General features: G+C 58.7%; 23 protein-coding genes. 9 read left to right on the forward strand and 14 right to left on the reverse strand.

The features are described 5' to 3' along the window. Positions 1-12: 12 nt before the first annotated feature. The 3 genes from M0D68_RS01115 to M0D68_RS01125 are packed head-to-tail and all read left to right on the forward strand — an operon-like array spanning position 13 to position 2,758. The gene (locus tag M0D68_RS01115; protein WP_266223556.1) at positions 13-999 is read left to right on the forward strand and encodes a pyridoxal-phosphate dependent enzyme; all 987 of its coding nucleotides are present in this window, start codon (positions 13-15) and stop codon (positions 997-999) included. Then, positions 996-1,778, forward strand: a complete 783-nt coding sequence (dmpE, locus tag M0D68_RS01120; protein ID WP_266223557.1) for a 2-oxopent-4-enoate hydratase — start codon at positions 996-998, stop codon at positions 1,776-1,778. The genes M0D68_RS01115 and dmpE overlap by 4 nt, the downstream gene beginning before the upstream one ends. A 56-nt stretch (positions 1,779-1,834) precedes the next feature. Then, complete coding sequence (locus M0D68_RS01125; protein WP_266223558.1) at positions 1,835-2,758, forward strand: pseudouridine-5'-phosphate glycosidase; 924 nt, start codon at positions 1,835-1,837, stop codon at positions 2,756-2,758. A 56-nt stretch (positions 2,759-2,814) separates the two neighbouring features. Here M0D68_RS01125 and M0D68_RS01130 read toward each other — a convergent pair whose 3' ends face one another. The 4 genes from M0D68_RS01130 to M0D68_RS01145 all read right to left on the reverse strand — a co-directional run bounded on the left by M0D68_RS01130 (position 2,815) and on the right by M0D68_RS01145 (position 7,343). After that, positions 2,815-4,137 carry an MFS transporter gene (locus M0D68_RS01130; protein WP_266223559.1) on the reverse strand — a complete coding sequence of 441 codons (1,323 nt, stop codon included), beginning with the start codon at positions 4,135-4,137 and terminating at the stop codon, positions 2,815-2,817. 188 nt (positions 4,138-4,325) lie between these two features. Then, positions 4,326-4,562 (reverse strand): DUF2783 domain-containing protein, encoded by a 237-nt coding sequence (locus M0D68_RS01135; RefSeq protein ID WP_093641973.1) that lies wholly within the window; start codon positions 4,560-4,562, stop codon positions 4,326-4,328. A 50-nt stretch (positions 4,563-4,612) separates the two neighbouring features. After that, a complete protein-coding gene (locus M0D68_RS01140) occupies positions 4,613-6,325 on the reverse strand; it encodes an FAD-dependent oxidoreductase (RefSeq protein ID WP_266223560.1) in 1,713 nt (570 codons plus the stop codon). 58 nt (positions 6,326-6,383) lie between these two features. After that, the gene (locus M0D68_RS01145) at positions 6,384-7,343 is read right to left on the reverse strand and encodes an MBL fold metallo-hydrolase (RefSeq protein ID WP_266223561.1); all 960 of its coding nucleotides are present in this window, start codon (positions 7,341-7,343) and stop codon (positions 6,384-6,386) included. Positions 7,344-7,627: 284 nt separating this feature from the next. On the opposite strand from M0D68_RS01145, the gene M0D68_RS01150 reads away from it, so the two are divergent. From M0D68_RS01150 to M0D68_RS01160, 3 genes are all read left to right on the forward strand, one after another. Continuing rightward, the gene (locus M0D68_RS01150; RefSeq protein WP_211700242.1) at positions 7,628-8,485 is read left to right on the forward strand and encodes an IclR family transcriptional regulator; all 858 of its coding nucleotides are present in this window, start codon (positions 7,628-7,630) and stop codon (positions 8,483-8,485) included. Beyond that, complete coding sequence (locus M0D68_RS01155; RefSeq protein WP_266223562.1) at positions 8,482-9,315, forward strand: IclR family transcriptional regulator; 834 nt, start codon at positions 8,482-8,484, stop codon at positions 9,313-9,315. Before M0D68_RS01150 ends, M0D68_RS01155 begins: the two co-directional genes overlap by 4 nt. Before the next feature lie 215 nt (positions 9,316-9,530). After that, positions 9,531-10,568, forward strand: a complete 1,038-nt coding sequence (locus M0D68_RS01160) for a MerR family transcriptional regulator (RefSeq protein ID WP_266223563.1) — start codon at positions 9,531-9,533, stop codon at positions 10,566-10,568. Between the two features lie 49 nt (positions 10,569-10,617). Here M0D68_RS01160 and M0D68_RS01165 read toward each other — a convergent pair whose 3' ends face one another. The 3 genes from M0D68_RS01165 to M0D68_RS01175 form a co-directional block, all read right to left on the reverse strand. Continuing rightward, positions 10,618-11,481, reverse strand: a complete 864-nt coding sequence (locus tag M0D68_RS01165) for a MurR/RpiR family transcriptional regulator (protein WP_054035598.1) — start codon at positions 11,479-11,481, stop codon at positions 10,618-10,620. An 84-nt stretch (positions 11,482-11,565) separates the two neighbouring features. Further along, positions 11,566-12,648: an ABC transporter ATP-binding protein gene (locus M0D68_RS01170; RefSeq protein WP_093641955.1), complete on the reverse strand. Its 1,083-nt coding sequence runs from the start codon at positions 12,646-12,648 to the stop codon at positions 11,566-11,568. 106 nt (positions 12,649-12,754) lie between these two features. Further along, a complete protein-coding gene (locus M0D68_RS01175; RefSeq protein ID WP_200576451.1) occupies positions 12,755-13,528 on the reverse strand; it encodes an SDR family oxidoreductase in 774 nt (257 codons plus the stop codon). A gap of 334 nt (positions 13,529-13,862) precedes the next feature. Between M0D68_RS01175 and M0D68_RS01180 the strand changes: the two genes are divergently transcribed. From M0D68_RS01180 to M0D68_RS01190, 3 genes are all read left to right on the forward strand, one after another. Next, on the forward strand, positions 13,863-15,095 hold the full coding sequence (locus M0D68_RS01180) for a sugar ABC transporter substrate-binding protein (RefSeq protein ID WP_054035600.1): 1,233 nt from the start codon (positions 13,863-13,865) through the stop codon (positions 15,093-15,095). Between the two features lie 152 nt (positions 15,096-15,247). After that, positions 15,248-16,138: a carbohydrate ABC transporter permease gene (locus M0D68_RS01185; protein WP_054035601.1), complete on the forward strand. Its 891-nt coding sequence runs from the start codon at positions 15,248-15,250 to the stop codon at positions 16,136-16,138. Then, complete coding sequence (locus tag M0D68_RS01190) at positions 16,135-16,986, forward strand: carbohydrate ABC transporter permease (protein WP_097395558.1); 852 nt, start codon at positions 16,135-16,137, stop codon at positions 16,984-16,986. The genes M0D68_RS01185 and M0D68_RS01190 overlap by 4 nt, the downstream gene beginning before the upstream one ends. Positions 16,987-17,207: 221 nt before the next feature. On the opposite strand, the gene M0D68_RS01195 is transcribed toward M0D68_RS01190, so the two are convergent. The 7 genes from M0D68_RS01195 to M0D68_RS01225 all read right to left on the reverse strand — a co-directional run bounded on the left by M0D68_RS01195 (position 17,208) and on the right by M0D68_RS01225 (position 24,753). Beyond that, a complete protein-coding gene (locus tag M0D68_RS01195; protein WP_266223564.1) occupies positions 17,208-19,115 on the reverse strand; it encodes a DUF262 domain-containing protein in 1,908 nt (635 codons plus the stop codon). A 161-nt stretch (positions 19,116-19,276) separates the two neighbouring features. Then, positions 19,277-20,125 (reverse strand): HNH endonuclease, encoded by an 849-nt coding sequence (locus tag M0D68_RS01200; protein ID WP_266223565.1) that lies wholly within the window; start codon positions 20,123-20,125, stop codon positions 19,277-19,279. Next, complete coding sequence (locus tag M0D68_RS01205; RefSeq protein WP_266223566.1) at positions 20,122-20,532, reverse strand: OmpA family protein; 411 nt, start codon at positions 20,530-20,532, stop codon at positions 20,122-20,124. The genes M0D68_RS01200 and M0D68_RS01205 overlap by 4 nt, the downstream gene beginning before the upstream one ends. Next, a complete protein-coding gene (gene istB / locus M0D68_RS01210; protein ID WP_201130340.1) occupies positions 20,529-21,317 on the reverse strand; it encodes an IS21-like element helper ATPase IstB in 789 nt (262 codons plus the stop codon). Before istB ends, M0D68_RS01205 begins: the two co-directional genes overlap by 4 nt. 2 nt (positions 21,318-21,319) lie before the next feature. Continuing rightward, positions 21,320-22,846, reverse strand: coding sequence for an IS21 family transposase (istA, locus tag M0D68_RS01215; protein WP_201130337.1), 1,527 nt, complete (start codon positions 22,844-22,846; stop codon positions 21,320-21,322). 112 nt (positions 22,847-22,958) lie between these two features. Further along, the gene (locus M0D68_RS01220) at positions 22,959-23,399 is read right to left on the reverse strand and encodes a hypothetical protein (protein WP_266223567.1); all 441 of its coding nucleotides are present in this window, start codon (positions 23,397-23,399) and stop codon (positions 22,959-22,961) included. A gap of 46 nt (positions 23,400-23,445) precedes the next feature. Next, entirely contained in the window at positions 23,446-24,753 is a 1,308-nt protein-coding gene (locus tag M0D68_RS01225) for a hypothetical protein (RefSeq protein ID WP_266223568.1), read from the reverse strand. Positions 24,754-25,054 lie beyond the last annotated feature (301 nt).

Consider the following 25,054-nt stretch of genomic DNA (forward strand, 5'->3'; position numbering starts at 1 on the left):
CGAAGTCCTGCTATGACACTGCATATCGAAACACCGCTAATCAAGTCGCGCGCGCTCTCACTCAAGACCGGCAGAACCGTTCTCCTGAAGCTTGAAGGGCTGCAACCGAGTGGTTCATTCAAGCTGCGAGGCGTTGGTTTCGCCTGCGAAGAACACAAACGCCGGGGTGCGTGCCGCTTCGTTGCTGCGTCAGGCGGTAACGCGGGGTACGCGGTCGCTTACGCTGGCCGGGAGCTTGGCATTCCCGTGACGGTCGTCGTGCCGCAGACGACATCCGAGCGTGCCAAGGCGCTTATTCGTGGTGAAGAAGCAGAGGTCGTGGTTCATGGGGCGTCGTTCGCTGAATCCAACGCCTATGCGCTTTCGATTCTGGGCGATGGCGACGCGTACCTCCATGCGTTCGACGACCCGCTGCTGTGGGAAGGCCACGCGACGATGATCGAGGAGATCGCCCGGCAAACCGAACGCCCTGACCTGCTGGTTTGCTCGGTCGGCGGTGGCGGTTTGCTGGCAGGCGTCGTTGAAGGACTGCAGCGAACCGGCTGGAGCGATATTCCGGTGTTGGCGGTCGAGACCGACGGTGCAAGCTCCTTCCACGAGGCGCTCAAGGCGGGTGCGCCAGTCGCATTGCCGAAGATTCAGTCCGTGGCCACCTCGCTGGGCGCCAACAAGGTCGCCGCACGCATCGTAGCGCTGGCCAAGGAACATCCGATCCGGAACTGCCTCGTGACTGACGCGGAAGCGATTCAAGGCAGCGTGACCCTGCTCGAAGAACATCGCCTTCTGACCGAGCCGGCCTGCGGTGCATCGGTGGCCGCACTTGCCCACGTTCCCGAGTATTTCCCGGACGCGCAGCGCATCGTGGTCATCGCCTGCGGTGGCGTCGGCACAACAAGCCAGCAGTTGCTGGAGTGGTCCGACTTTTACCGGCTGGAGGGCGAGCAGGTCGCCGTCAGTCATTCCGACGAAATGCATTCGCTCGAGAGTCCACAACGATGAACGACGCGCTGATCCATTCGCTTGGCGACGAGCTGTACACCGCAGCAAAAAACTGTCGCGCGCTCGACCCGCTCACCAGCCGCCACACCGATCTGACGATCGACGACGCGTACCGCATCCAGCAACGTGTGAACGCTCGCCGCACTGCAGCGGGGGAACGCATCATCGGCAAGAAGATCGGCGTGACCTCGCAGGTCGTGATGGACATGCTCGGGGTCTATCAACCCGATTTCGGCATGCTCACCGACGCGATGCTTTACGAGGAAGGCGATGCGATTCCGATTGCTTCGCTGATCCAGCCCAAAGCTGAGGGCGAGATTGCCTTTGTGCTCAAGCATGATCTGCGGGGAGCTGGCGTGACTGCCGCGGATGTCCTCGCCGCCACCGCAGGCGTGATGGCTTGCTTTGAGATCGTCGACTCGCGCATCCGCGACTGGAAAATCCGCATCGAAGACACGGTAGCCGACAACGCGTCGTGCGGCGCCTTCGTGCTGGGCAAGCGCGTTGTCGATCCGCGCGAGGTCGACCTGGTCGGATGCGCGATGAAGCTGGAGAAGAACGGTGAAGTGGTCACCACCGGTTCGGGTGCTGCAGCGCTTGGGAACCCGCTTGAAGCAGTGGCGTGGCTGGCCAACACATTGGGCGAATTGAACGAGTCATTGAAGGCAGGTGAAGTCGTGCTGTCCGGCTCGCTGGCGGCGATGGTTCCCGTCGCGGCCGGCGACAGCCTCAATGTTTCTATTGACGGCATCGGCAGCTGCTCGGTGCGATTCGTTTGACCCGAAGGAGGAGACATGGTGATCGAAGACACCGCGCTCACCCTGGCCAAGGAGAGATGATGCGACTAAGTGATTTTTTGGATGTCCACCCGGAAGTCGCTGCGGCGTTGGACGCAGGGCGACCGGTTGTGGCACTTGAGTCGTCGATCATCTCGCATGGCGCCCCTTGGCCAAAGAACGCCGAAACTGCGCTTGTGCTCGAAGCCGAAGTCCGTGCCCACGGCGCGATACCTGCCGCCTGCGCGATTCTGGACGGCCGTATCAAGGTCGGACTCACGCGTGAGGAGATTGAGCGCCTCGCTCGCGGCGGCCGCGATGTGGCCAAGGTCAGCCGACGCGATATTCCGATTCTGGTTGCGTGTGGCGCAGATGGCGCGACGACAATCTCGGCGACGATGCTCATCGCCGACCTGGTGAAGATCCGTGTATTTGCCGCTGGCGGTCTCGGCGGCGTGCATCGGGGCGCACAGGAGAGCTTCGACATCTCAGCTGATCTGCAGGAGCTCGCTCGCACGCCGGTCGCATTGGTGTGTGCCGGCATCAAATCGATCCTCGACGTCCAGCTCACCCTGGAATACCTTGAGACGCACGGCGTACCGGTGATCGGCTACGGCACCGACAGTCTTCCCGGATTCTTTACGCGCGATAGCGAGTTCGGTGTCGATGTACGCCTCGACGATCCTCAACAGATAGCGCGTGTCATGAAAGCCAACTGGGCGCTAGGCCTGAACAACGGCCTTGTGGTTGCCAATCCGATTCCCGAGCCATTCGCCTTACCACGTGAGGACATCGATCTCGCGATTGAGCAGGCACTGGCGGAAGCAGATGCGGAAGGTATCACCGGTAAGGGCGTGACACCGTTCCTTATTTCCCGTGTAAATGCATTGACCGATGGCGCAAGCGCGGAATGCAGCGTTCAGATCGGTCTCAACAACGCCAGGCTGGCGGCTGCGATAGCGGTTGCTTATGCGGCTCTTTAGAGCGGTACCGATCCAGACATCATCAACGCGTGTTTGATCAGCGGCCCGCACACGTCTTAGATCCGCTTCGCTTCCTTCGGCACGCCGAGCAGCAACGCCACGCCGCTGACGAACAACAGCGCGGTCAGTACATACAACGCATTGTCCATGCTGCCCGTGTGCGTCTTGATCAGACCGATCACCCACGGGCTGACAATCCCGCTCGTAATGCCGATGCTGCTGATGAGCGCAATTCCGGCCGCCACCGCAGTGCCCGATAGATAGCCCGACGGCACCGTCCAGAAAATCGGCAACGCCGCGAAGATCAGCACGGCCGCCAGCGAGAGAATCGCAAGCATCGCCAGGAAGCTGCTCAGATGCAGCGTCAGCAGAGACAGTGCGATGCCGCCGCCGATCGTGCAAACCGCAAAGTGCCTGCGCCGTTCGCCACGACGATCCGAGTGCCGCGCAATCAGAATCAGGCCCACTGCGCCGACCGCATTCGGAATCACGGTATATAGACTGATCGCAAGCACATCGTGAACGCCGAAGTCGCGAATCATCAGCGGCATCCAGAAGCTCAGCGTCAGCGACGCGCAGGTCAGCGAAAAATAGATGAACGCGAACAGATACACCCGCGGGTTACGCAGCGCTTGCATGACGGAGCGCGATGAATGCGCGTCCGATGAAACGCGGCGGTCTTCATCGCGCTGCGCGATCAGTTGTGCCTTCTCAGCGTCGTTGAGCCACGTTGCATGCTGCGGACCGTCAACCAGATAAAACGCGGCAAGCAGGCCGAGTACGATGGCAGGCGCACCTTCGATCACGAACATCCACTGCCAGCCGAACAGCCCCATTACGCCGCCCATATCGCGCATGATCCAGCCGGACACCAGGCCGCCGAGCACACCCGCCACTGCGACGCCAGCGAAGAAAATCGACAGCACGGCTGCGCGCCGCCGCGCCGGATACCAGTAGGTCAGATACAGCACGATGCCGGGAAAGAACCCCGCTTCGAACACGCCGAGCATGAAACGCAGCACGTAAAAGTGCGTGGGTTTCGACACCAGCATCATGCCGACCGATGCGATGCCCCACAGCAGCATGATCCGCGTGAACGTGCGGCGCGCGCCGAAGCGCGCGAGCAGCATGTTGCTCGGCACTTCACACAACACGTAGCCGATATAGAAGACCGCCGCGCCCAAACCGTACATGGCATCGCTGAAACCAAGGTCGTGCTTCATCTGCAATTGCGCGAAGCCGATGTTAATGCGGTCGAGGAACGACACCACGTAACACAGAAAAAGAAACGGAATGATCCGCATCGAGACCTTGCGATACAGCAGATCGTCGTGCGCAACGGCGGACGCGCCCAGCGCGGGGGCGAGGGATTGGCTCATCGGTTATCTCCTAACGTGAGGGTCCAGCGGACCCGCTGGGTCCGGCGTCTTGATGCGCCGCGTTTCGGTCTTCTACTGGAGACGGCATGCGGCGGTATAAATACGCCGCGCGCCGTGGTGAATTGCACGTGGCTCGAACGGCCACGCGCGTGCAGCGTTATATCGTTACTGCTTGTCGTGATTCATGTTCAGGCAACCAGCGAATGCGTCTGCGCACCTTGCCCAGAAATATCGGTCACACCTTCACGTGCGTGCCGCATCGCTTCAAGCAACGTCGCGTGATCGCCGATATGGTTGGCTAGCAACAAGATCAGTTGCGCGTTGGCTGACTGACTCTGCGCATCGTCCAGATCGCGATGCATGTCGATCAGCGCCTCGTAGAAATCGTCGGGGCGGGCGAGATTGGGTTGCGTGTTCAATGCCATCACTGTCTCCTGCTATTTTCTTTTGCCGATGTGCCGCGTTTGCCCTGCCTTCAGGCCGTACCCTCAACGCACAACGCTCGCTTCAACGCATCTTCCACAAAGCTCGCGTCGAGTTGCCGACGACGCGCACACACATGCTGGTCCGGCCGGATCAAATAGAACGTGCCCGGTTTGCCGTCGTAACGAGCGGCTGCAAGACCGTCGACGTCGTGCACCACCTTTGCACCCGAAGCCACAGCGACCTGGACATTGTTACTCGTCACCACGACGACGAGCTTCAGCGGAATCGGCCCACTTTGCAACGCATCCAACGCAGCTTGCGTCATCTGATCGATACCTTCCGAGCCGCAGAACAACACGCCTGTGAACTGCTGACCGAGTTGCTGTAACAACCATGCGGATTCCCCGGCGACATGAACCGGCGCATCGACGCACGATGCCCCCGGCACCATCAGACCTTCAAAGCTGTCGCTGTCCGCCGTATTCAACGGGGAATCACGCAACACCGCCGGCACCGACAAGCGGCCGCTATTCGTCAACTGCCGCGCAAACGGGTGATGCCGCGCGAGCTTCAACACAGCATCGCGGAATACGCGGCTAACCGGGCTCTTCGGCGTGATGAAATCGGTCGAACGCGTGGAGTTGCGGATGTTTTCATCAGCGGCGAATTCACGCTCGCTTGCATACGTGTCGAGCAAGGCATCAGAGGCTTTGCCTTCGAGCACCATCGCCAGTTTCCATGCGAGGTTTTCCGCGTCCTGCACGCCGCTATTCGCGCCGCGTGCGCCGAACGGCGACACGCCATGCGCGGAATCGCCCGCGAATAACACGTTGCCGTGCCGGAAACGGTCCATGCGCAAACACGAAAACGTATAGACGCTGACCCATTCCAGCTCGAACTTTGCATCCGGTCCGAGCAACGCACGCACGCGCGGGATCACGCGTTCCGGCGTTTTTTCCAGCACTGGATCGGCGTCCCAGCCCAACTGAAAATCGATTCGCCACACGTTATCCGGCTGACGATGCAACAGCACCGATTGATTCGGATGGAACGGCGGATCGAACCAGAACCAACGCTCGGTCGGAAACTCCGCTTCCATCTTCACGTCCGCGATCAGGAAGCGATCTTTGAACGTGACGCCGTGGCTGTCGAGTCCCATCAGATTGCGCATCGGACTGCGTGAGCCGTCGGCGGCCACCACATAGCGGCCACGCAACGGGTACTGACCATTCGGTGTATCGATCGTCAGCGTCACACTGGCATCAGCAGTACCAGCCGTGCCGTTCTGCTGCACGCCGACCACTTTGCTCTTCCAGCGGATCTCGAGATTCGGCATCTCCTGCGCGCGTTCAAGCAGAAAGCCTTCGACGTAGTACTGCTGCAGGTTGATGAACGCTGGCCGATTGTGGCCCGCTTCCGGTTGCAGATTGAACGTGTACACCAGTTCATCTTTCAGGAACACCTTGCCGACATTCCAGCTGATGCCCTTGTCTACCATGCGCTGCCCGCAGCCGAGCCGGTCGAAAATATCGAGCGAGCGCTTTGAGAAGCAGATCGCCCGCGAACCGGTGGACAGCGAACAGTCGTCGTCCACCAATACGACCGGCACGCCCTGTTGCGCGATATCGATCGCGGTAGCGAGGCCTACTGGCCCCGCGCCGACCACGATCACGGGATAGGCCACCTGTTCCGCGTCGCCCTGCTCCGCCTGCTCCCGGCACGGCTTATAGTCGAACGACAGCGTCTGGTAGTTGATGCTCATCTTGTGTCTCCGTCCTTCTCTGCTCTGCTTGACGCTTTCCGGCGTTTCTATGCTGTTATCAGGCTTGCAACGCGTCCCACATTTCCTTGTCGCGTTGCGCCGTCCAGATGCGCGGATGCGTGATGCCGCTCGCTTCGTCGAAAGCACGCGAGACGTCGAACGGCAGGCAGTGTTCGTAGATGAACACGTGGCCGAACTTCGGATCCATTGCCTTGCGCGTGTGCGCCATCGCGGCCTTCAGGTCGAGCTTCTGTTCGACGGCTTCGCGGCCTTGCTGCAATAGCGTGGTGACGAAGTCTTTCGTGTAATCGAGGCCCTTGTTGACGTCTTCCGGCGTGGTCAATGCAGGACCGCGGCCCGGCACCAACTTGTCCGCCTTCAATGAGCGCAGCGCTTCGAGCGTGGCCGGCCATTGTTCGAGTTGGGCATCGCCGCAATAGCAGGCTGCGTCGTATTCGACCAGGTCGCCGGAGAACAGTACCTTCTGCGAAGGCAGCCACACCACCGTATCGCCCTTCGTGTGGCCCGCGCCCAGATGCGCGATGCGCACTTCGAGCTTGCCTAGGAACAGCGTCATTTCTTTTTCGAACACGAGCGTGGGCCACGTCAGGCCCGGCACCGTTTCGACACCGGCGAAGAGACGCGGGAAGCGCTCGATTTCCGACTTCATGTCTGCTTCGCCGCGCTCGACAATCATCTCGTACGTGCCGCGGCTCGCGATCACCTGTTGTGCGCCTTCTTCGAAATACGCCGACGCACCGAGCACGCGCACCGCGTGGTAGTGCGACAGCACGACGTATTTGATCGGTTTATCGGTGACGCTGCGAATCTTCGCGATGAGGTCTTGCGCCATGGCCGGCGTGGCGGTGGTGTCGACGATCAGCACGCCGTCGTCACCGATGATCACGCCCGAGTTCGGATCGCCTTCAGCGGTGTACGCGTAGGCGTTCTCGGATAGCTTGGTCCACGTGACTTTCTTGACTTCCAGGTCGGCCTGGGATGCGAATGCCTTTGCCATGCTTGTCTCCCTCAAAAGTTGGACGTGAGGCGAGACGGCCGGCTGCGCGTTCCGATTTCAGAGGCGCGGGCTGACGGTATTGGGGGTTGTCTCGCCCCGTTTTGACTCTGTGACTGCACCGGTATGTCGGGGTGAATGCATCTTATGGCCGGGCCAGTTTATTTGTCAATAGCGAAATGTATCGCTATACGCAAATCACAGAACGCCTAAGATAAGGGCAGGAAGGCGCGGCTTTCGCGCAGGGCTTCGGCTAACATGGACCCTTTTTACGGACGAGCGCAGGTGTGAGCAAAGCAGCGAAATCGGCCACCGACAAAGGCGCGGGCGGCAGCGAGACGGCTGATGGCGGCAAGACGCAGCGCGGGATTCAGAGCGTTGAAGTGGGCGGCCGCGTGTTGCTGGCGCTCGCGCAGGCGCGCAGCCCGCTGGCTTTGTCCGATCTCGCCACTGCCGCGCAGATCGCGCCGGGGCAAGCGCATGCCTATCTGGTGAGCTTGAGCCGCTTAGGTCTGATCAAACGTGACGAACTGTCGGGCCGTTATGAACCCGGTCCGCTGTCGTTGCGGCTTGGGTTAATGCATCTGGAGAATCAGCCGGCGTTTCGCGCCGCCGTGCCACGCGTCGCCGCTTTGGCCGAAGCGATCGGGTTCAGCGTCGCGATCTGTATTGCCGGGCCGCAAGGGCCGACCATCGTCCGCTATGAGCATGCGGGCTTTCCGTTGCATGTGAATCTGCACGTGGGCACGGTGATGTCGCTGCCGGCGACGTCGACGGGTCGTGTGTTTTGCGCTTATCTGCCACGCGAGGCGTTGGCGGGGATGTGGGCGAATCAGTCGGGCTCGCTGGATAGCGCGATGACGCCGGCTGATGAACGTGCTGCGTTCGAAGCCGCTTTGGATGCTATCCGCGCACGCAAGTTGGAATGCAGCGTTGATGCGCCGAGTCCGGGCATCAGCAGTTTGAGTGTCCCGGTGCTCGATGCGGACGGCCGCTTGTGCCTCGCGCTGACGGTGATCGGCTCGACGGGCGTGATCGACGTTGCTGCCGATGGTCCAACGGCGCGCGCGCTGCTTGCCGCGGCTCATGACATTAGCGCTGAGCTTGCGGCGTCACCTTCCTTGTTAGCTTCTTCCGCATCGTGACCGATTCTTCCGACACTTCTTACGCTGCCTCAGGCTCTTCCGCTGCTTCTGCCGATGCGAAGCCGCAGCGCGGTATCCAATCGCTCGATAGCACCGGCGAACTGCTCGGCGCGCTGGTTGCGGCTGCGCGGCCGTTGAGTTTGCGCGATCTCGCGGCCGCTGCGGGCATGCCGCCGGCTAAAGCGTTTCCGCATCTGGTGAGTCTGCTCAAGATCGGTTTGCTGAACCGCGATGCTGCAGGTTGTTTCGAAGCCGGGTCTTTAGCGCTTGAGCTTGGGTTGATCGGTTTGCAGCGTTTGTCGCCGACGCGGGAAGCTGAGCCGGAAGTGGTCGAACTGGCGGTATCGACTGGGATGAGCGTAGCGATGGCGGTGCTTGGGCCGCTCGGGCCGACCGTCGTGCGTCTGGAGGAGTCCGCGCGGCCGCTGCATGTAAGCTTGCGGGTCGGCACGGTGATGTCGCTGGTGAATACGGCGATTGGGCGGGTGTTTGCTGCTTATATTGCGGATGATGTGCGTCATGGGCTGCTGGCGCAGGATCATTTGCGGTTGGCGGGGGCTGCTGAGGCGGGGGAGACGAAGGCTTATGCGCAGCGGCTCGCGCAAATCCGCGCGGACGGTATCGATACGGCGTTGAGCCGGCCGGTGCCAGGTATCAATACCTTGGCCGCGCCGGTGCTGGACCATACCGGCAGCATCTGCCTGGTGCTCGCGGTGATGGGGCCAAGCGGCAGCTTCGATAGCGAACTCACGGGCGGCCCGGCGCAGACTTTGCGCGCGGCGACGCTGAGGTTGTCGCGGCGGTTTGGGTGGATGGCGGCGGCCTCGTAAAGCGTCGGCAATTCAAAGCTTGAGCGCGCCGAAGTCATTTCAGCAAGACAAGGCGCCATCTCGTAATCGTTTTGCGAGAAAACAGGCCGTTTGTAATCGTTTTGCGAGCGAAGTAATCGAAACACTGAAAAAATGCCGCGCTGTAACTATTCGATTGACTCGGCCCCAAGGGCCAACTCCATGATGTGAGTGGTCAGCAAACGAAGAGGTGACTCATGCGTTGTCCCACTCCATTTTTAAGTGCTTCCGAAGCGGCGAGGCAGCTCGGCGTTTCGACCAAGGCCCTGCGGCTCTATGAACAGCGAGGCTTGGTGACGCCGGCACGCACAGTTTCCGGGTATCGCACCTATGGTCCCGACGAGATGAGTCGAGCCGCGGAGATCGTGGCCCTGCGCGCGCTCGGCCTCAGCCTCGCCCAGGTGGCACAGGTGTTGAAAGGCGACCCGCAGAGTCTGGGACCCGCGTTGGCTGTCCATGAGGCGACGCTTGAAGCTGGAATTCGGGAGCTCGTGGAAACGATAGCCAAGGTCCGAGGGCTTCGTGCTGATCTTGCCCGAGGTCAGGCGCCTGCCGATGGAGAGCTGGCACGCTTGCTCAATCCTTCCTCGGAATTCACCACAGCTTTTGATCTCCCGTGGCCGTGGGGTGGCGAACGGTTCGAACTTCGCGACATCCGGCCGCTGAACTACATCATCGGTCCGTTGGGAAGCGGCAAGACACGGCTGGCGAAGTGCCTAGCTGAGAACATACCGAATGCCGCATTCCTAGGTCTTGAACGGCTGCAGGATGGAAATGCCGTGACCGTAGGCCGCCTTGAAGCGGATGCGGCTCTCAAATCGCGAGTGGATCAGACTCTGGCGTGGCTCACTGGAGAAGGCGCGGCAGAATCGGAAGCGTTAATTGCTCTGCTCGTCGAACTGGAATCCGAAGGCCCAGCCGCCCTCGTCGTCGACATGGTGGAGCAAGGCTTAGATCAGGCGACGCAGGAAGCATTGATCATCCATCTTCGCCAACGCGCCAATGTGGGTGGACGTCCGCTGTTTCTGATGACGCGTTCGTCGGCGATCCTGGATCTGGCAGCAATCGGCCCTGACGAGTCAATTATTCTGTGCCCCGCCAATCACCGCCCGCCGACGCTAGTCGCCCCCTATCCAGGCACGCCGGGATACGAAGCCGTTGCGACCTGCTTAGCCTCGCCGGAGGTTCGAGCACGAACGGCGGGCATGATCGCCTGGCGTCCTCAAGCAGCGTAACTGTTCACGCGTTCGTCGCAGGGCTGAAGAAGCGGTCCATCCTTCCCCGTCAATCCCCCGCCGCTTCCGGCTCATGCGACGACAACCGCGCCTTCGCGTGCCGCATCTTTTCAAGCGTCTTGGGCCGCGCCTTCAACGCGACGCCGATCGCCAGCGCATCCATGATGCACAGATGCACGAGCCGGGACACGCCTGGCGTATTCGGATCGATCGGACTTGGCACGCGCAGCAGCAGCGGAATATCGACCAACCACGCTAACCGCGAGCCAACATTCGTCAGCGCAATGGTAGTGGCGCCACGCTCCTTGGCGATCTGAATACTTTCATTCACTTCGACGCTGCGCCCCGAATGCGAAATCGCAAACGCCACGTCCCCCGGTTCCATGAGCCCCGCATAAAGCCGCTGCAAATGGCCATCGGTAAACGCAGTAGCCGCAATATCCAGCCGCAAAAATCTCAAAGCCGCATCTTGCGCAACCAGCCCCGAACCCGACCCAACGCCAAAGAAGAAAACCCGGCCAGCACTCGACAACGCCGCAATCGCACTCTCAACCACCGCCGGATCCAACGCAGCACACGCATGCGTGATCCCATCGACTGCTGCCTCACCCACCTTGTCCATCAACGTCTGCACGTCATCGTCACGCGCAACCGCCGTCGACGCATACGGCACCCCGCCCGCCACGCTCTGCGCCAATTGCATCTTGAAGTCGCGCAGACCATGTGCGCCGATCGCGCGGCAAAAGCGCGTGACGGAAGGCTCGGACACGTCCGCACGCTGGGCGAGCTCGGTGATGCTCGCGCGCATCGCAAAGTCGACGTCGCTCAGCACCATCTCGGCAACCTTGCGCTCGGCGGGCCGCAGATTGGCCAGCGCGCCGCGGATGTGGGGAATCAAGTTCGGTGCGGACACCCGGTGTTCCTTAAGGGTTAATTGAATCCGCGTCGCGTCGCAGCTTCAGTCAGCTTGAATCAGCCTCAAGCGGCAACACGCGGTTCAGACCAGCCTGCGTCCACTCTCCGTATCGAACAGATGAATATGCTCAGCCGGCAGACGCAGCGTGACGCGCTGACCGGGCTCGACTTTCGAGCGCTGGCGAGTTGTCACGCACCACGTGTTGCCGCCTATTTTCCCGTACAAATGGGTCTCGGCGCCAGTCGGCTCGACCACTTCGACTTCCATCGTGGTGTCCGGTTTGTCAGCCATCGTTTCAATGTGTTCGGGACGCACACCAAGCGTGATTTTTGCGCCGACCACCGCCGAGTCCGGCGTGCCTTCCAGCACGACCTCGCCACCGTCGGTGAGTTTTAACGCGAAACCCTGTCCATCCGTGCGATTGACCAACACGCCTTCGGCGAAATTCATCGACGGCGAGCCGAGGAAGCTCGCGACGAACAAATTCGCCGGATGGTCGTACAAATCGAGCGGACGGCCGACCTGCTCAATCCGCCCCGCGTTCATCACGACGATGCGGTCAGCCATGGTCATCGCTTCGATCTGATCGTGCGTGACGTAGATCACCGTATTCTTCAGACGCTGATGCAGCGCCTTGATTTCCGTGCGCATCTGCACGCGCAGTTTGGCGTCGAGATTGGACAGCGGTTCGTCGAACAGAAACAGCGAAGGCTCGCGCACCACCGCGCGGCCCATCGCCACCCGCTGACGTTGACCACCCGACAGCGCACGCGGCAAGCGATCCAGATAACTGCCGAGGTTCAGCATCTTCGCGGCAGCTTCGATCCGCGGCTTGAAACTCGCCGACGATTCCTTGCGAATCCGCGGCCCAAACGCGATGTTTTCGTAGACCGACAGATGCGGATAAAGCGCGTAGCTCTGGAACACCATCGAAATATTGCGCTGCTGCGGGGCGAGCGTATTCGCGCGCGTGCCGCCAATCATCAGATCGCCGCCGCTGATTTCTTCGAGTCCCGCCACCATGCGCATCAGCGTGCTCTTGCCGCAACCCGACGGGCCGACCAGCACGACGAACTCGCCGTCGTCGATGTTGAGATCGATGCCGTGCACCACTTGCGTGTCGCCATAGCGTTTGAAGATGCCGCTTAGTTGCACTGCTGCCATGCTGTCCTCATCGTCGTGCTGTCATGCGAACGTGTTGCCTTGCTTCATCGAGCAAAGCACACGCCGCGCTATCGGGTCAAAGCAGTTCAAAGCGAATCCAATCCATTCAAAGCGATTCGAGCGTCAGTTCTTCCGCCATCAAACGGTTGCCGGCCATCAGTCCACCGTCGACCGGCAACGCGACGCCGGTAATCACGCGCGCCATCGGCGATGAGAGGAACAGCACCGCATCGGCGATGTCGTCCGGTGTCGCAAAGTCGCGCAACGGGTACCACTTTTTCAGATCCTCGAAGACCTGCGGATTCTTGTCGACGCGCGCCTGCCACGCCTGCGTCTTAACCGTGCCCGGACAGACGATGTTCGCGCGGATGCCATAGCGGCCCAGTTCGATCGCCAGCGCTTTCGTGTAGCTGATGAGACCCGCTTTCGCCGCGCTATACGCCGGATGTCCGAGCGCGGCCATGCCGTTCACCGAGCCGATCAGCACCAGCACGCCCTTCTGCCGTTCGATCATCGAGGCGCGCACCGCTTCCACCGAGTGATACGTGCCGTTCAGATTCAGATGGATGTCGCGCTGCCAGCTGGCGGCATCCGTCGTGGCGAGCGTCAAACCTTTGGCGGCACCCGCGTTGGCGACCAGCACGTCCACCGGACCGCGCGTTTTCACCGCTTCGGCAACCGCTTGCTGCACTGCGGCAGCGTCGCCCAAGTCGACCGCGATCGGCGTGACATGCGCGGCGCCGAGTTGCGCAACCAATCCGTGCAGCGCGACCGCGTCGACATCGAGCGCCAGCACCGTGTCGCCCTGCTCCACGAAACGCTTGCACAACACGCTGCCGATCCCACCGCAAGCGCCCGTCACTAACACCACACGATTCATGTCTGCCCTCGCCCATCAACCTCGTTGCAGAGCCGGTTTAGCGTGTAAATTTCCTACAAAACCGGCATCGAACAGTTGTCTAGTCATCCCGAAGATTGGGTATCCGTGACTTCGCGCAATGCAGAATACCCCTGCTTTACAGCATCTTATGCACAAAACTGGCTGAGAAAAAATATGGCAGACCCTACGTGACAAGCTATTTTGCGTCATGTAGGATTTTTTCAAACAATTTAACCCAAAGCGGCCGGCGACGGCAGCAGACCACCCCCACCATCATCGGATGGGACCGGAGCAAGCGCCAAAACGCTAACTCCGATCGACACAGGAGAGAGAAATGTCGTTGCATGCCCGTGCTTCCCTCGCGCTAGGCAAAGTTGCCGTGGCGCTCGCGTTTGCAGGTATCGCCGTGGCGGCTCACGCCGACACGGTTCGCGTGACGGTCGCGCATTACAGCGATGCGACCGCGCCGTACTTCGAAAAGATGGCCCGTAACTTCGAGAAGGCCAATCCCGGCACCACGATCAAGATCGAAGACGTGAACTGGGACACGCTGCAACAGAAACTGCAAACGGACATCTCCGGCGGCGCCAACGCCGACCTGGCGATTGTCGGTACGCGCTGGCTGCTCGACTTCGTGAAGGACGACGTCGCCGAGCCGCTCGACGGCTACATGGACGCCAGCTTCAAGGGCCGCTTCATCGGCCCGTTCCTCGCACCGGGCGAAATCAACGGCAAGGTGTACGGCCTGCCGATCGCCGCGTCCGCACGCGCGCTCTACTACAACAAGGATCTGCTCGCGAAGGTCGGTTATCCCGACGGCCCGAAAACGTGGAATGACGTGATCGAAGCGTCGAAGAAACTGAAGGCGCAGGGCATTGCCGGCTTCGGTCTGCAAGGCAAGGAAATTGAAACCGACGTCTACTATTACTACGCCCTGTGGACCAACGGGGGCGACGTCGTAGGCAAGGACGGCAAGGCGGCGTTCAATTCGCCGGCCGGCATCAAGGCGGCCACGCTGTACAAGACGATGATCGACGACGGCCTGACGCAGCCTGGCGTGACCGGCTACAGCCGCGAAGACGTGCAGAACCTGTTCAAGCAGGGCCGTGTTGCGATGATGATCTCCGCACCGTTCCTCGCCAAGCAGATCAAGAAGGAAGCACCGAACCTGAAGTACGGCATCGATCCGATCCCGATGGGCACGACGCACGCCACGTATGCGGTGACCGACTCGATCGTGATGTTCAAGAACTCCAAGGTGAAGAAGTCGGCCTGGAAGTTCCTGGACTATCTGTTCACGAAGGAACCGCGCGTCGAGTTCACGACGACCGAAGGCTTCCTGCCGACCACCAAGGCTGAGGCGACCGATCCGGCGTTCAACGATCCGGATACCAAAGCTTTCGTCGCGCTGCTGCCGACGGCTCACTTCGCGCCGACTGTGACCGGTTGGGAAGACACCGCGAAGGCTGTGACCGATGCAATGCAATCGATCTACCTGGGCAAGGCGAAGCCGGCTGACGCGTTGAATGCCGCAGCCACGCAAGCGAACAAGTCGCTCGGTAAGTGATCGCGTAGTCTCGTAGTGATTTGCTGAATACGGAACGCGCGCCGCCGTTGCGAAGGCGGCGCGCGTTTCGGTTGTCATGTCCGTAGTGCACTATCCGGCCCATCCCGTCGCGTCCGCTTTTTAATGTGGATGCGTCTTACGATCGAGCACGCATGAGCCGTTCCGCTTCTTCGCGCCTCCAGGCGCCCTGGTTGCTGATTGCGCCGAGTCTGGTGTTGGCGCTTTTCATCATCAGCTATCCGATTTTCAACATCGTGTGGCAATCGCTGCACGAGGTCTCGCGCTTCGGCGCGATCCGCGATTTCACCGGTCTGCAGAACTTCTATACGATTTTCACGGACCCCTCGTTTCTCGCTGCTGCCAAGCGGACGATTGTCTGGACCGTGTGCGTGGTGGGCGGCACGGTGCTGATTTCGGTGCCGGTCGCGCTGATACTGAATCAGGATTTCTATGGACGCGGCGTGGCGCGCACGATTGTGATGCTGCCGTGGTCCGTCTCACTGACAATGACCGCCGTGGTGTGGCGCTGGGCCTTCAACGATGACTACGGCATGGTCAACGTCACGTTGCAGCGACTTGGCTTGATCAACGGCCCGATTCATTGGCTCGCGACGCCGGAGCTCGCGTTTCCGGTGGAGATCGCCGTCGGTATTCTGGTGTCGATTCCATTTACGGTGACGATTCTGCTGGGCGGGTTGTCGTCGGTGCCGGGTGACATTTATGAAGCGGCGCGGATGGATGGCGCCAGTGCGTGGCAGCAGTTTCGCAAGCTGACGATGCCGCTCTTGCGGCCGTTCATCAACATGACGATTCTGTTGAACGTGATCTATGTGTTCAATTCTTTCCCGATCATCTGGGTGATGACGCAAGGCGGCCCGGACAACGGCACGCATATTCTCGTTACGTATCTCTATGAGCTTGGGTTCCGGCTGGGACGTCCCGGCGAAGCCGCGGCGGTGTCGCTGATCATGCTCGTCATGCTGTTCGTTTTCTCGATCGCCTATCTGCGCCTGCAGCCCGCGAAAGAAGGAGAGACGTCATGAGTCTCAGCGTCAAGATGAAGCGCTCGCTGTGGTGCTGGTTGGCACTTTCGCCGCTGATTGTGGCCGTATTGTTTCCGTTTGCTGTGATGTTGTTTACTGCGTTGAAGCCGGCTACGGAGATCTTTGTTTATCCGGCGCGGTGGTTGCCGGTGCATTGGCAGTGGAGCAACTTTTCGGATATGTGGGTTGCGGCTAACTTTGGCGTCGCGCTGAGGAATAGTTGTGTGATCAGCTTTTTGTCGACTGCGTTGGCGTTGGCTGTTAGCTTGCCGGCGGCTTATGCGTTGGCCAGGTTTCCGTTTCGTGGGAAGGGGCTGTATTCGCAGTTTCTGCTCGTGACGCAGATGTTGTCACCGATCTTGCTGGTTGTTGGCTTGTTCCGGCTGGCTGCGATGATTCCTTATGGGGATGGGAATCTGGTTGACTCCAAGATTGGCGTCATCGTTTCTTATGCTGCGTTCAATATCGCGTTTGCGGTTTGGATGTTGTCTTCTTACTTTCAGACAGTGCCGCGGGATCTTGAGGAGTCGGCCTGGTTGGAGGGGTGTGGGAGGACGAGGGCTGTTTTTAAGGTTTTCTTGCCGTTGGCTGTGCCGGCGATTGTTGTTACGGCGATCTTTACTTTTATCAATGCTTGGAATGAGTTTGCTGTCGTCTACACGTTGATTCGGTCGCCGGAGAATAAGACTTTGACCGTGCAGGTTACGGATATGGTGGCTGGGAAGTATGTCGTTGAGTGGCATTTGGTGATGGCTGCGACTCTTTGTGCGACGTTGCCGGTTTCGATTGTGTTTGCTTGGTTGCAGAGGTTTTTGGTGAAGGGGTTGGCGTTGGGGGCGGTGAAGTAGGTCTTATGAAGTGCGGCAGGGGCTGACTCGCTGCGTTCGATGCTTTTCTGCTCGGTCAATGTTTTGATCAACCGCTGTACTCGAAAAATCCGACATCCCCGGTTCCAAATTCAGCCAACAACAAAAAAGGAACGCTGAAGTGATCCACCGACTCTACACTCTGATAGCGTCGGCCTATTGACTCGGGCGCCTCCCCGCCGCCCGAGTCAACATTGTCGATTTCAGGCAGCACTAATAGTCAAATCTGACTCGACTGTCGCTTCCTCCGACTCATAGTCTTCACCTTCCTCACGAACGTCGCCTGTGTAGGCGCGCTTACCCATTGCTTCTTCAATCAACATCAACAGCTGGCTCTGCCTGTTCGCCATGAATGCTTCAAATGAATCACTACGCAGCAGTTCGGGATTGATGAAATGGGAACGCAGATGTTCGTCCAGTCGCGTGCGATTGATTGGCGGGCTCGTCGAGTTTCCTGCCTCAAGCTTCCCAAGATACTGGGACGGAGCGGCCCCGCCAATAATGCGATTTGTGCGATATGACAAAGGCGTTTTATTGATAATTGAGTCGAAGACTGCTGGCTTAACTCCTTGGGATTTGCACCAGTCCTGCGGAAAAATGTGGTGGATGTCGACGTTCTCTCCGAAGAACACTATGTGGTCGAACTGCTGACCAGAACGGAAATCCTGTGCACCTTTCTTCATCAATAGGGCATTGACGCCCTTGTATGCTGCTGACAGGCGCATGCGCATAGTCTTTAAGCGGTCCGCTCGGAACGTCGTTTCGCTGACTGTCGTCGGTTCAGGCCCCCCGTTGAGCCACGCAGGCACTTCGAGGAAGTCACGCGAGAAGCGCGAATCGACCGCCGAGCCATATAACTCCCCGAAGACGCCATTCCAATACCACTGAACCAGCTTTGCGCGAACGGTGTCGTGTTCCCACGCGCTTCCGATGTCGGCCAAAATTGCCGCCAGCGGAACGATTTGCGACTGATAGGGAAGATCGAACAGCCGATAAATGTGCAACATGTGCAAGAACTTTGCCGCTTGAACAAAACCAGTCTCGACCCGTGCTTCGTATTTTTTATATGCACTGAGTGGTAGGCTCAAAAGCGCTTGCCGATTGCCGGTTACGGCCGGCAGATCTTTCCCAGATTTCCCGGCTTGTTCTGCCTCCCTCCGTTTCTCGCGTGTATGGAACAGCGAGATAGCTTGCAGAAAATCAGTATTGGTCACATTGGCAATGATGCCAGACGTCGCCCCTGCGGGACGAAGAGTATCTACGAAGCGACTCTGCCGCCCCTTCTCCTTATCTTTACCAAACCAGTCTTTGCGCAGCTCATGCCCGTCTGCAGCGTACATTGCAGTGACAAGCTCAAATGCATCGAGTGGCTTGCCACCCGTATTCACCTTCTCAAACACAACACAAACAGCTTCCTTCGACGTGGACCTGTCAAGCGCGATAACAGGAACGCGATACTGTTTGAAGTTTTCTAGGATGGCCTGCTTGAATGCACGAAATAGTCTCCGAATTTCTGCGTGCGCGTCCCCGCTCCAGTACTCGTCGAAACCGTCCTGCCATGAGTCCCACTCAAACACCTGCGATACAGGGTACATCAGAGTTTCGTACTCACGCTTCGGCGTCGTAAGATCGAGCACCTCCAAGCGACCAAAGTCGGTACGAATGACCCTGTCTTCCGGAACCCCGATAATTGCGTCTTCTCGGTCGCACGAAGGGTCCATGGCTTTGTTGATGTCGATGTAGAACCAGCGCTTAACTTTCTTGTTCTTTGGTGTCACGGTTTCCACGACCTTGCCACGCAACGTCACCTGATACAACGATGTCATGCGCTGCTGGCCGTCAAGCAGCAAGGAACGCGGTCGAGCGGCTTTTGCGTCGTCGGGTGCACCTTCGACCGGTCGTGGCTTGAATTCAATGTCGCCACCCGTCTCAAGCGTCATCAACGCCCCTACAGGGAATGCGCGTGAAATTGACGCGATGAGGCTCTTGATGCGATCCTCGTCCCAAACCCAACTGCGTTGAAAGTCGGGAAGTTGCAAGGCTCCTTCGTGGCAATCATCGAGAAGCTCTCGAAGGGATATCGGGTTCGTTTGGAATGCGGACCTAGCCATGGTCGATTTATTTTCCTTTGTTAGGTTGCACGCGCGGCATTCAGGATGTACGTAGGCGCGTAAAGCTGGACGAGTGGGCTTGTTGGGGCCGTTTCGCTTAGTAGTTGTTGTCGGCGTAAACTTGCTGATATGCTCTTTCAGGACACAAACTGTTTCGGCGCCTAAAAGTGATATCGGGCGATGAACGCTTTGTACTCAGGCAGGTTTTTCATATGTCCATGCATGGGTTCCTCTGCGTGGCAACGGATACAAAGTACATCAAGGTTTATATCACTGTTGTCGTACTTCTGGCCGTTCCGGTGATGTACATGAAGGAATTTGGAATCCGATTGCCGCAGCATCGTTCTGCAGGTACCGCATCGGTATCCACGTTCTCGCTTTGTTCGCTCCGATACCTCGGCCCAATCGTGCGTATAGTCATTCAACGGCGCGGTATCGAACGTGTACTTGGGTCTGACAGACATGAGGTCACGCGGATATTTCTTGAAAAAGTCGGGCAGGGCGAACGTGGACACCAAGGCGCCCCGAGTTGGGCGTGGCGTCTTCATGTCAAACCCATTCCAGTGGATATGGGCCAGACAGTTCTGGCAAACGTTCAATCTTACATGCTGGGTTCGGATGTCGTTCTCGATGACATTGACCAGGAATTTCCCGCTTTCACCGTTCGCCACCACGTATCGGTCGAATCTCGAATTCCGGCGCATCGTGTCGAGCGTTCGGCAGTAGGCGAGATGGTATTTCGGCATGCTCTCCTGTTGACCAACGGTTGAAATATCCCTGATGTACAGTAAGACACGGTATCCCTTGTAGGCCAGCGTCCCGTCGCTGAGCACTTCGACTTCATCGAACTTGACATCAACGCCCGTGTTCTGAAGGCGCTCAAGTACGGGAAGGTCAATCTCTTTGAATCTGTGGTCTGGAATGAAGCTAGTGGCAAGCGGAGCACCCATCTCTTGCCGAAGGACGTTCAGCGAATTCCAGCTTAGGAAGTTGGGTAACTGAAAGCTCATTTTTTTGAAAGCTTGTCTGCGATAAGGTCCATCTTCTCGCTCGCGTTCGTAACGATGCGAAATTCGACACGCTGATTTGCTGCCTGAGAAGCGGCCGATTGAGAGTCAGGAGCGAGCGGCCGTGACGACGAAAGCCCGTTTGCTGTAACGTGTTGAACAAGCCATCTCTCGTCCCCCCGAACGGCCGGCAGAGACAACAGATATTCCAGTGCGCTCCGTGTACGCGCCTGCGAAAGCTCCATGTTCTTAAAATAGGCGGTTTTTTCGTCTGTTGTGCCGGTCCAAGCTGCGCTTGTATGGCCTTCGATGCGAATCTCCTTGTTGCCTTTCGCCGTAAAGGAGCCGGGTGTTTTCGGCGTAATGGCGCCAGCGGAAGGCGCCTGATTCGGGGCTCGAACGGGGATCAAGAATCCTTGTTTTTACCTCCTTTCGCAAGTGCTGATTTGTTGTTCTCGGGCATCGGGCGTGGAACACGGTAGCTCTCGCCGTCGAGCACGACGCGGTACGCGGCATGTCGGAGGCGATCAAGCGTTGCGGCGCCGAGCATTTTGTTGGTCGCGAACGCATCACCCCATTCCGTAAAATCAAGATTGCTGGTCAGGACGGTCGATGTACGTTCGTACCGTTCGGCGATCAGATCGTGGAAGTCTTCATCTTCGGGCGTGCGCATGGGTTTCAGTCCGAAATCGTCAATGATGAGCAGTGGCACCTTGGCAAGCGCCTGGAAGCGCCGTTCGTAGGAGCCGACAGCCTGTGCGTTGCGCAGCGCGCCGAGAAGCCGGGTCTGGGTCATGAACAGGACATCGTGACCTTGCCGGGCCGCCGCATGGCCGAGTGCCTGCGCCAGATGGGATTTGCCCGTTCCACATGGACCGGCGATCAGCACGCTGACCTTCTCATCGATGAAGCGGCAGGTCGCGAGATCATGGACGACGGCGCGATTAAGATTGGGTAGCCGGTCGAAGTCGAAACCTTCCAGTGTCTTCTGGCCACGGAAGTTCGCGCGGCGCATGCGGGCGTCGAGCTTTCGATGATCGCGCCGCGCGATCTCGTCCTGGATGAGCAACGTCAGGAAATCGGTATAGGCGAGCTTACGGTCGATGGCTTCACGGTTGCGTGCTTCGAGCGTGTCGAGGATGCCCGACAGTCGCAATTGCTTAAGGGAGGACGTGAGTTCAGGAATTGGATTCATGTTCAGTGGATCAGGAGAGTCTGGATATCGCGGCAGAAGCGGCCGCCGTGGGTGTAGGTGGTCGCGCCCGATTCAACAGGTTCGGTCGACAGCCAGGTCTGATCGAGGCCTTTCTGCAGAATCAGCTTGACGGCTTTGTAGCTTGGCGTGCCGAAGTGATTCGCGCGACGGCAGGCCGCCTCCAGGCGAGACGCGCCGAACTGCTGGGCGAAGCGCAGCACGCCCTGTACGGCGCGCAGCTTGATGAGAACCTGATCGCCGAAGAGCGCGTGAACAAGCGCGTAGCAGGACGGCCCGATACGCTGCGCTTCTCTCAGGCACCATTGGGTGTCGTGCAGTTGCCAGGCCTGTGCTGCTGGCGGCATGTGATCGGCCACCGTGCTACGCGTTCCTGGCGCAGTCTGGCGCACATGCGATGCCGACAGTTCGTGCTCGTAGTAGAGCTGCACCATGGTGGCGGTTGCCTTGAGCCACAGATCTTTACCGGCAAGCCGGAACGGCACGGAATAGTAGGCACGCTGGAACTGCACATGGGCGTCGCGATGGACCTTCACGCGCGCCCAGGTTGCCAGCTCGGGCGGCACATCGGGAAGCGGCAGCAACAGCGCCTGTTCAACGTCGTCGAAACGCTGGAGCGGCACCTCGCGCGTCGTGCCGTGCGTCCGGGTGCCGGCCTCATGCATCACCCATGATTGCGCTTGCCGGTTGGCGTCATCAAGATCACGGAATTCGCGAAGAGGAAGGAAGCTCGACTTCACGTATTTGACGCCCGATTCGACAATTCCTTTTTTAGCCGGGTCCCTCGGCGGACACGGATCGATCTTGAACGAATACCCTTCGGCGCATTGCGCGTAGGCGCGCTGGACTTCGGGTTCGTAGATACAGGCCTTCACGATGGCACACTTGGGGTTATCTATGATGACGCGTGCGACCACGCCATTGAACCATTCGAAGGCATGACGATGACATAGCAACCATGTGTCGACGCTCTGGTCGCGGACAAATTCCACGTATTGATGCCGCGACCAGCACAGCGTCATCACGAAGAACCACGTCTTGTGGATCTCGCCGGTGTGCGCATCGGTGATGGTCGGACCTGCGCCGAAATCAACCTGTGCGGCTTCAGCAGGTTTGAACTCCAGCCGCATCGGTACGTCCGGGGTGAGCTCTGCCTTCAACTGCTGAAGCAGCCTGTGCACGGATGAGTAGCTTCCCTCGTAGCCGTGATTGCGCACCAGCGCGCTGTGAATCGTCGTGCCGGGGACGCCCGCGTTGTGCCACTGGGCAATCTGTTCGCGCCACGGTTCGGCCGACGAGATACAGCTCACTGGCAGGAATTCCTTGCGACTGAACGCTGTAGCGAGCTGCGCGTCATCCGGCAGAGCGTTGCCCGGAGAAAGCCACCCTCGCTCCGTTGCGACCTCCCGCACGGCTGCCAGCTTCTTACGGCCCATGATCTTCGACCGGTCGATATCCCGGTCGGAGTCACCCTGGCGCATTCGCACCAGAACCTGTCGATATTGGTACATCTCGAACTTCCTCTTCAAGCCACCCTCCGGAGCAAATGCGTGCCGGGAGGGTAGCGGTTGGCGAAGTTCGAGCGCCCGACTCAGACGCCAGTGGCGCCATTACGGCGAAAATTTACTGGCGCCTATACGCCGAAAGACTTGTGGCGCCTAAACGCCGAAAAGTCCCCGGCGCCTTTATGCCGAAAACGGTTTGGCTCCTTAACGGCGAAAGTTCACACTCCTTAACTGCGTCCTTGTATTGACCGGAAGTCAGCAAGGCGACATAGCGGGGGAAGAACTGACTCAGCACCTGCTTGAATCGAGGCCGGAGTTCCGATGAACCCGTCGCAAATAGCACCGTCGGGTCATTAAAGCGAATCGTCATATCACCCAAAATCTCAGCGTTCCACTGCTTCAGGTCCTTCGCGAATTCCTTCTGTAACGCGAGCTGCATATCCCGTTTCGTCGACTCATACTCTTTGACGACTAGCGTGGTCGTCTGTTCAACTCGAAGCATGAACGCAGCTGTCAACAACATGAATACCATCATCAGACCCGTCATGAGGTCTGCCATTGGTATCCAATGCGACTGGTTGCTTTGCTCTAAATCCATCTTGACCTCACGCAGTTCCAGCGATTCGAACGACTTCCCTCAGGCGGTCTGTCAGCGGGGTGTAGTCAGAGACGAATTTTTCTGAAAGCGAAGCTAGCTGACGTCCAAGCGTTTCAAGGCTCTTTGTGAGTTCTTCCTGCAATCCCTTGTCCAGAGTGACGACGCTTTGGCGCACGACATCCATCGAGCGGACGAGTCCATCGCTCACCTCCGCCTGGGATTTTCGAAGAGTATCGGTCAGAAGTTGTTTCATTTCCGATGACGACGACTGCACCTGGATGCCGAAGTTTTTGACCACATCGCTGACGTCGGCCTGAATTTTCCCCACACCCTGCTTCATCGATTCCGTCATCTCGTCGATTTTCCGCGAGAATTGAGGTGTCACATCTTTCATCTGCGATAGGACGTCTGCCAAAGAACGCTGGGATTGGTCAATTTGCTGGTGTTGGTGTGCCAAGCCCCTGAGTGTCTCTTCGAGTGCGCCTGCCGTCTGAGCGAAGCTGGAGGCTCGGTCGATGAAAAGTGCCAATCCCGAGGACGCGTTTCGAAGATCATCGGCGGAGGATCTCTGCAGTGCCTGAAGCTTGTCGAGTTCTTCCTTGTATTGCTGCTGCCAGATGACTAGCTTCTCCACCGCCGCGTTGAGGTGCTTGAAATTTTCTCCGAACTGCTCGTTAATTTGAGAGTTGAAGTCTCGAATCACCTCTTTTAGAGCCTCGATGAGAGCCTTGGATCCGTCCTCGGTCATCTTCTGCGCGAAGGCATCAAAGGAGCCTCGAAGCTGGCGAAGCTCATCACCCTGCTCTTGCCGCATCAGTTTCAGTTGGGAAAGAAGACTGCCCTGCTCATTCCCAGATAGGCTGAGTTGCAAGGCTTGTGTCGCAGCTACGACGTCGTCAAGAGTGGCAGACTTCGGTGCACCTGCCGCCTGTGGGATGGGCGTTTTGACGAAATAGTGTTTCGCTCGAATGACAAGCGAGCCGGCAACGCCGCTGACAGACGCCCAGAAGGCTGTTTTCACGCCCTCAAGCAAATGCGGCACGCTGTCCGAAACATTTGAAGCGTCGAAGTGCAGTAGCGCCAGAGCAATTCCGAGAAAGCAACCAAAAATTCCGACGGTCGTCAGTATCTCGGGACCATGAACGACGGCAAAACGATCGAACCTGATGAAGGCGAAAAATACCGTTAGCCCTATGTTGACCAATATGAACACGGTGGTCGGAGTATCTGCAAGCACTGTGCCAACAGAGCCGGCCGCAAAGGCATACGGTATCCACGCTGCACACGACAGTAAAAGTAAAACTCTAGTTTTCATAATCCTGGACTGATCTATATCCTGCGCGAATCTATGTTATTTAGATGAATTCAAGCCGCCGTCGCTGTCACCATGGCCTGATACTCTCCCGAACAACTATGCCTCTGCTTCATTAATCAAGCTTTAAATCGCTACTTCGTATATCGGCGGATGCCAAGAGAACTTGAATAGGCCTATCATGACCGATGCCTTTACCCCTTGCCACGCTAAGATCATCCACGTTTTTTGGGGAGGAGGAATCGACCGGTTGCGGGATCTGGCCGGCGCTAGATGTCCATGCACTACGGGTGCCGCACGCAGT

This window comes from Paraburkholderia sp. SEWSISQ10-3 4 (genome assembly GCF_030464785.1).
In the GTDB taxonomy this organism is placed as follows: Bacteria; Pseudomonadota; Gammaproteobacteria; order Burkholderiales; family Burkholderiaceae; genus Paraburkholderia; species Paraburkholderia aspalathi.

What these genes read in the sequence shown, in the direction of transcription:
- M0D68_RS01225 (WP_266223568.1), bottom strand. Translation starts at nt 24,753, where the DNA reads ATGAAAACTAGAGTTTTACTTTTACTGTCGTGTGCAGCGTGGATACCG.
- M0D68_RS01160 (WP_266223563.1), top strand. Translation starts at nt 9,531, where the DNA reads ATGCGTTGTCCCACTCCATTTTTAAGTGCTTCCGAAGCGGCGAGGCAG.
- M0D68_RS01200 (WP_266223565.1), bottom strand. Translation starts at nt 20,125, where the DNA reads ATGAGCTTTCAGTTACCCAACTTCCTAAGCTGGAATTCGCTGAACGTC.
- M0D68_RS01130 (WP_266223559.1), bottom strand. Translation starts at nt 4,137, where the DNA reads ATGAGCCAATCCCTCGCCCCCGCGCTGGGCGCGTCCGCCGTTGCGCAC.
- M0D68_RS01220 (WP_266223567.1), bottom strand. Translation starts at nt 23,399, where the DNA reads ATGGCAGACCTCATGACGGGTCTGATGATGGTATTCATGTTGTTGACA.
- istA (WP_201130337.1), bottom strand. Translation starts at nt 22,846, where the DNA reads ATGTACCAATATCGACAGGTTCTGGTGCGAATGCGCCAGGGTGACTCC.
- M0D68_RS01135 (WP_093641973.1), bottom strand. Translation starts at nt 4,562, where the DNA reads ATGGCATTGAACACGCAACCCAATCTCGCCCGCCCCGACGATTTCTAC.
- M0D68_RS01190 (WP_097395558.1), top strand. Translation starts at nt 16,135, where the DNA reads ATGAGTCTCAGCGTCAAGATGAAGCGCTCGCTGTGGTGCTGGTTGGCA.
- dmpE (WP_266223557.1), top strand. Translation starts at nt 996, where the DNA reads ATGAACGACGCGCTGATCCATTCGCTTGGCGACGAGCTGTACACCGCA.
- istB (WP_201130340.1), bottom strand. Translation starts at nt 21,317, where the DNA reads ATGAATCCAATTCCTGAACTCACGTCCTCCCTTAAGCAATTGCGACTG.
- M0D68_RS01185 (WP_054035601.1), top strand. Translation starts at nt 15,248, where the DNA reads ATGAGCCGTTCCGCTTCTTCGCGCCTCCAGGCGCCCTGGTTGCTGATT.
- M0D68_RS01195 (WP_266223564.1), bottom strand. Translation starts at nt 19,115, where the DNA reads ATGGCTAGGTCCGCATTCCAAACGAACCCGATATCCCTTCGAGAGCTT.
- M0D68_RS01145 (WP_266223561.1), bottom strand. Translation starts at nt 7,343, where the DNA reads ATGGCAAAGGCATTCGCATCCCAGGCCGACCTGGAAGTCAAGAAAGTC.
- M0D68_RS01175 (WP_200576451.1), bottom strand. Translation starts at nt 13,528, where the DNA reads ATGAATCGTGTGGTGTTAGTGACGGGCGCTTGCGGTGGGATCGGCAGC.
- M0D68_RS01125 (WP_266223558.1), top strand. Translation starts at nt 1,835, where the DNA reads ATGATGCGACTAAGTGATTTTTTGGATGTCCACCCGGAAGTCGCTGCG.
- M0D68_RS01180 (WP_054035600.1), top strand. Translation starts at nt 13,863, where the DNA reads ATGTCGTTGCATGCCCGTGCTTCCCTCGCGCTAGGCAAAGTTGCCGTG.
- M0D68_RS01115 (WP_266223556.1), top strand. Translation starts at nt 13, where the DNA reads ATGACACTGCATATCGAAACACCGCTAATCAAGTCGCGCGCGCTCTCA.
- M0D68_RS01170 (WP_093641955.1), bottom strand. Translation starts at nt 12,648, where the DNA reads ATGGCAGCAGTGCAACTAAGCGGCATCTTCAAACGCTATGGCGACACG.
- M0D68_RS01140 (WP_266223560.1), bottom strand. Translation starts at nt 6,325, where the DNA reads ATGAGCATCAACTACCAGACGCTGTCGTTCGACTATAAGCCGTGCCGG.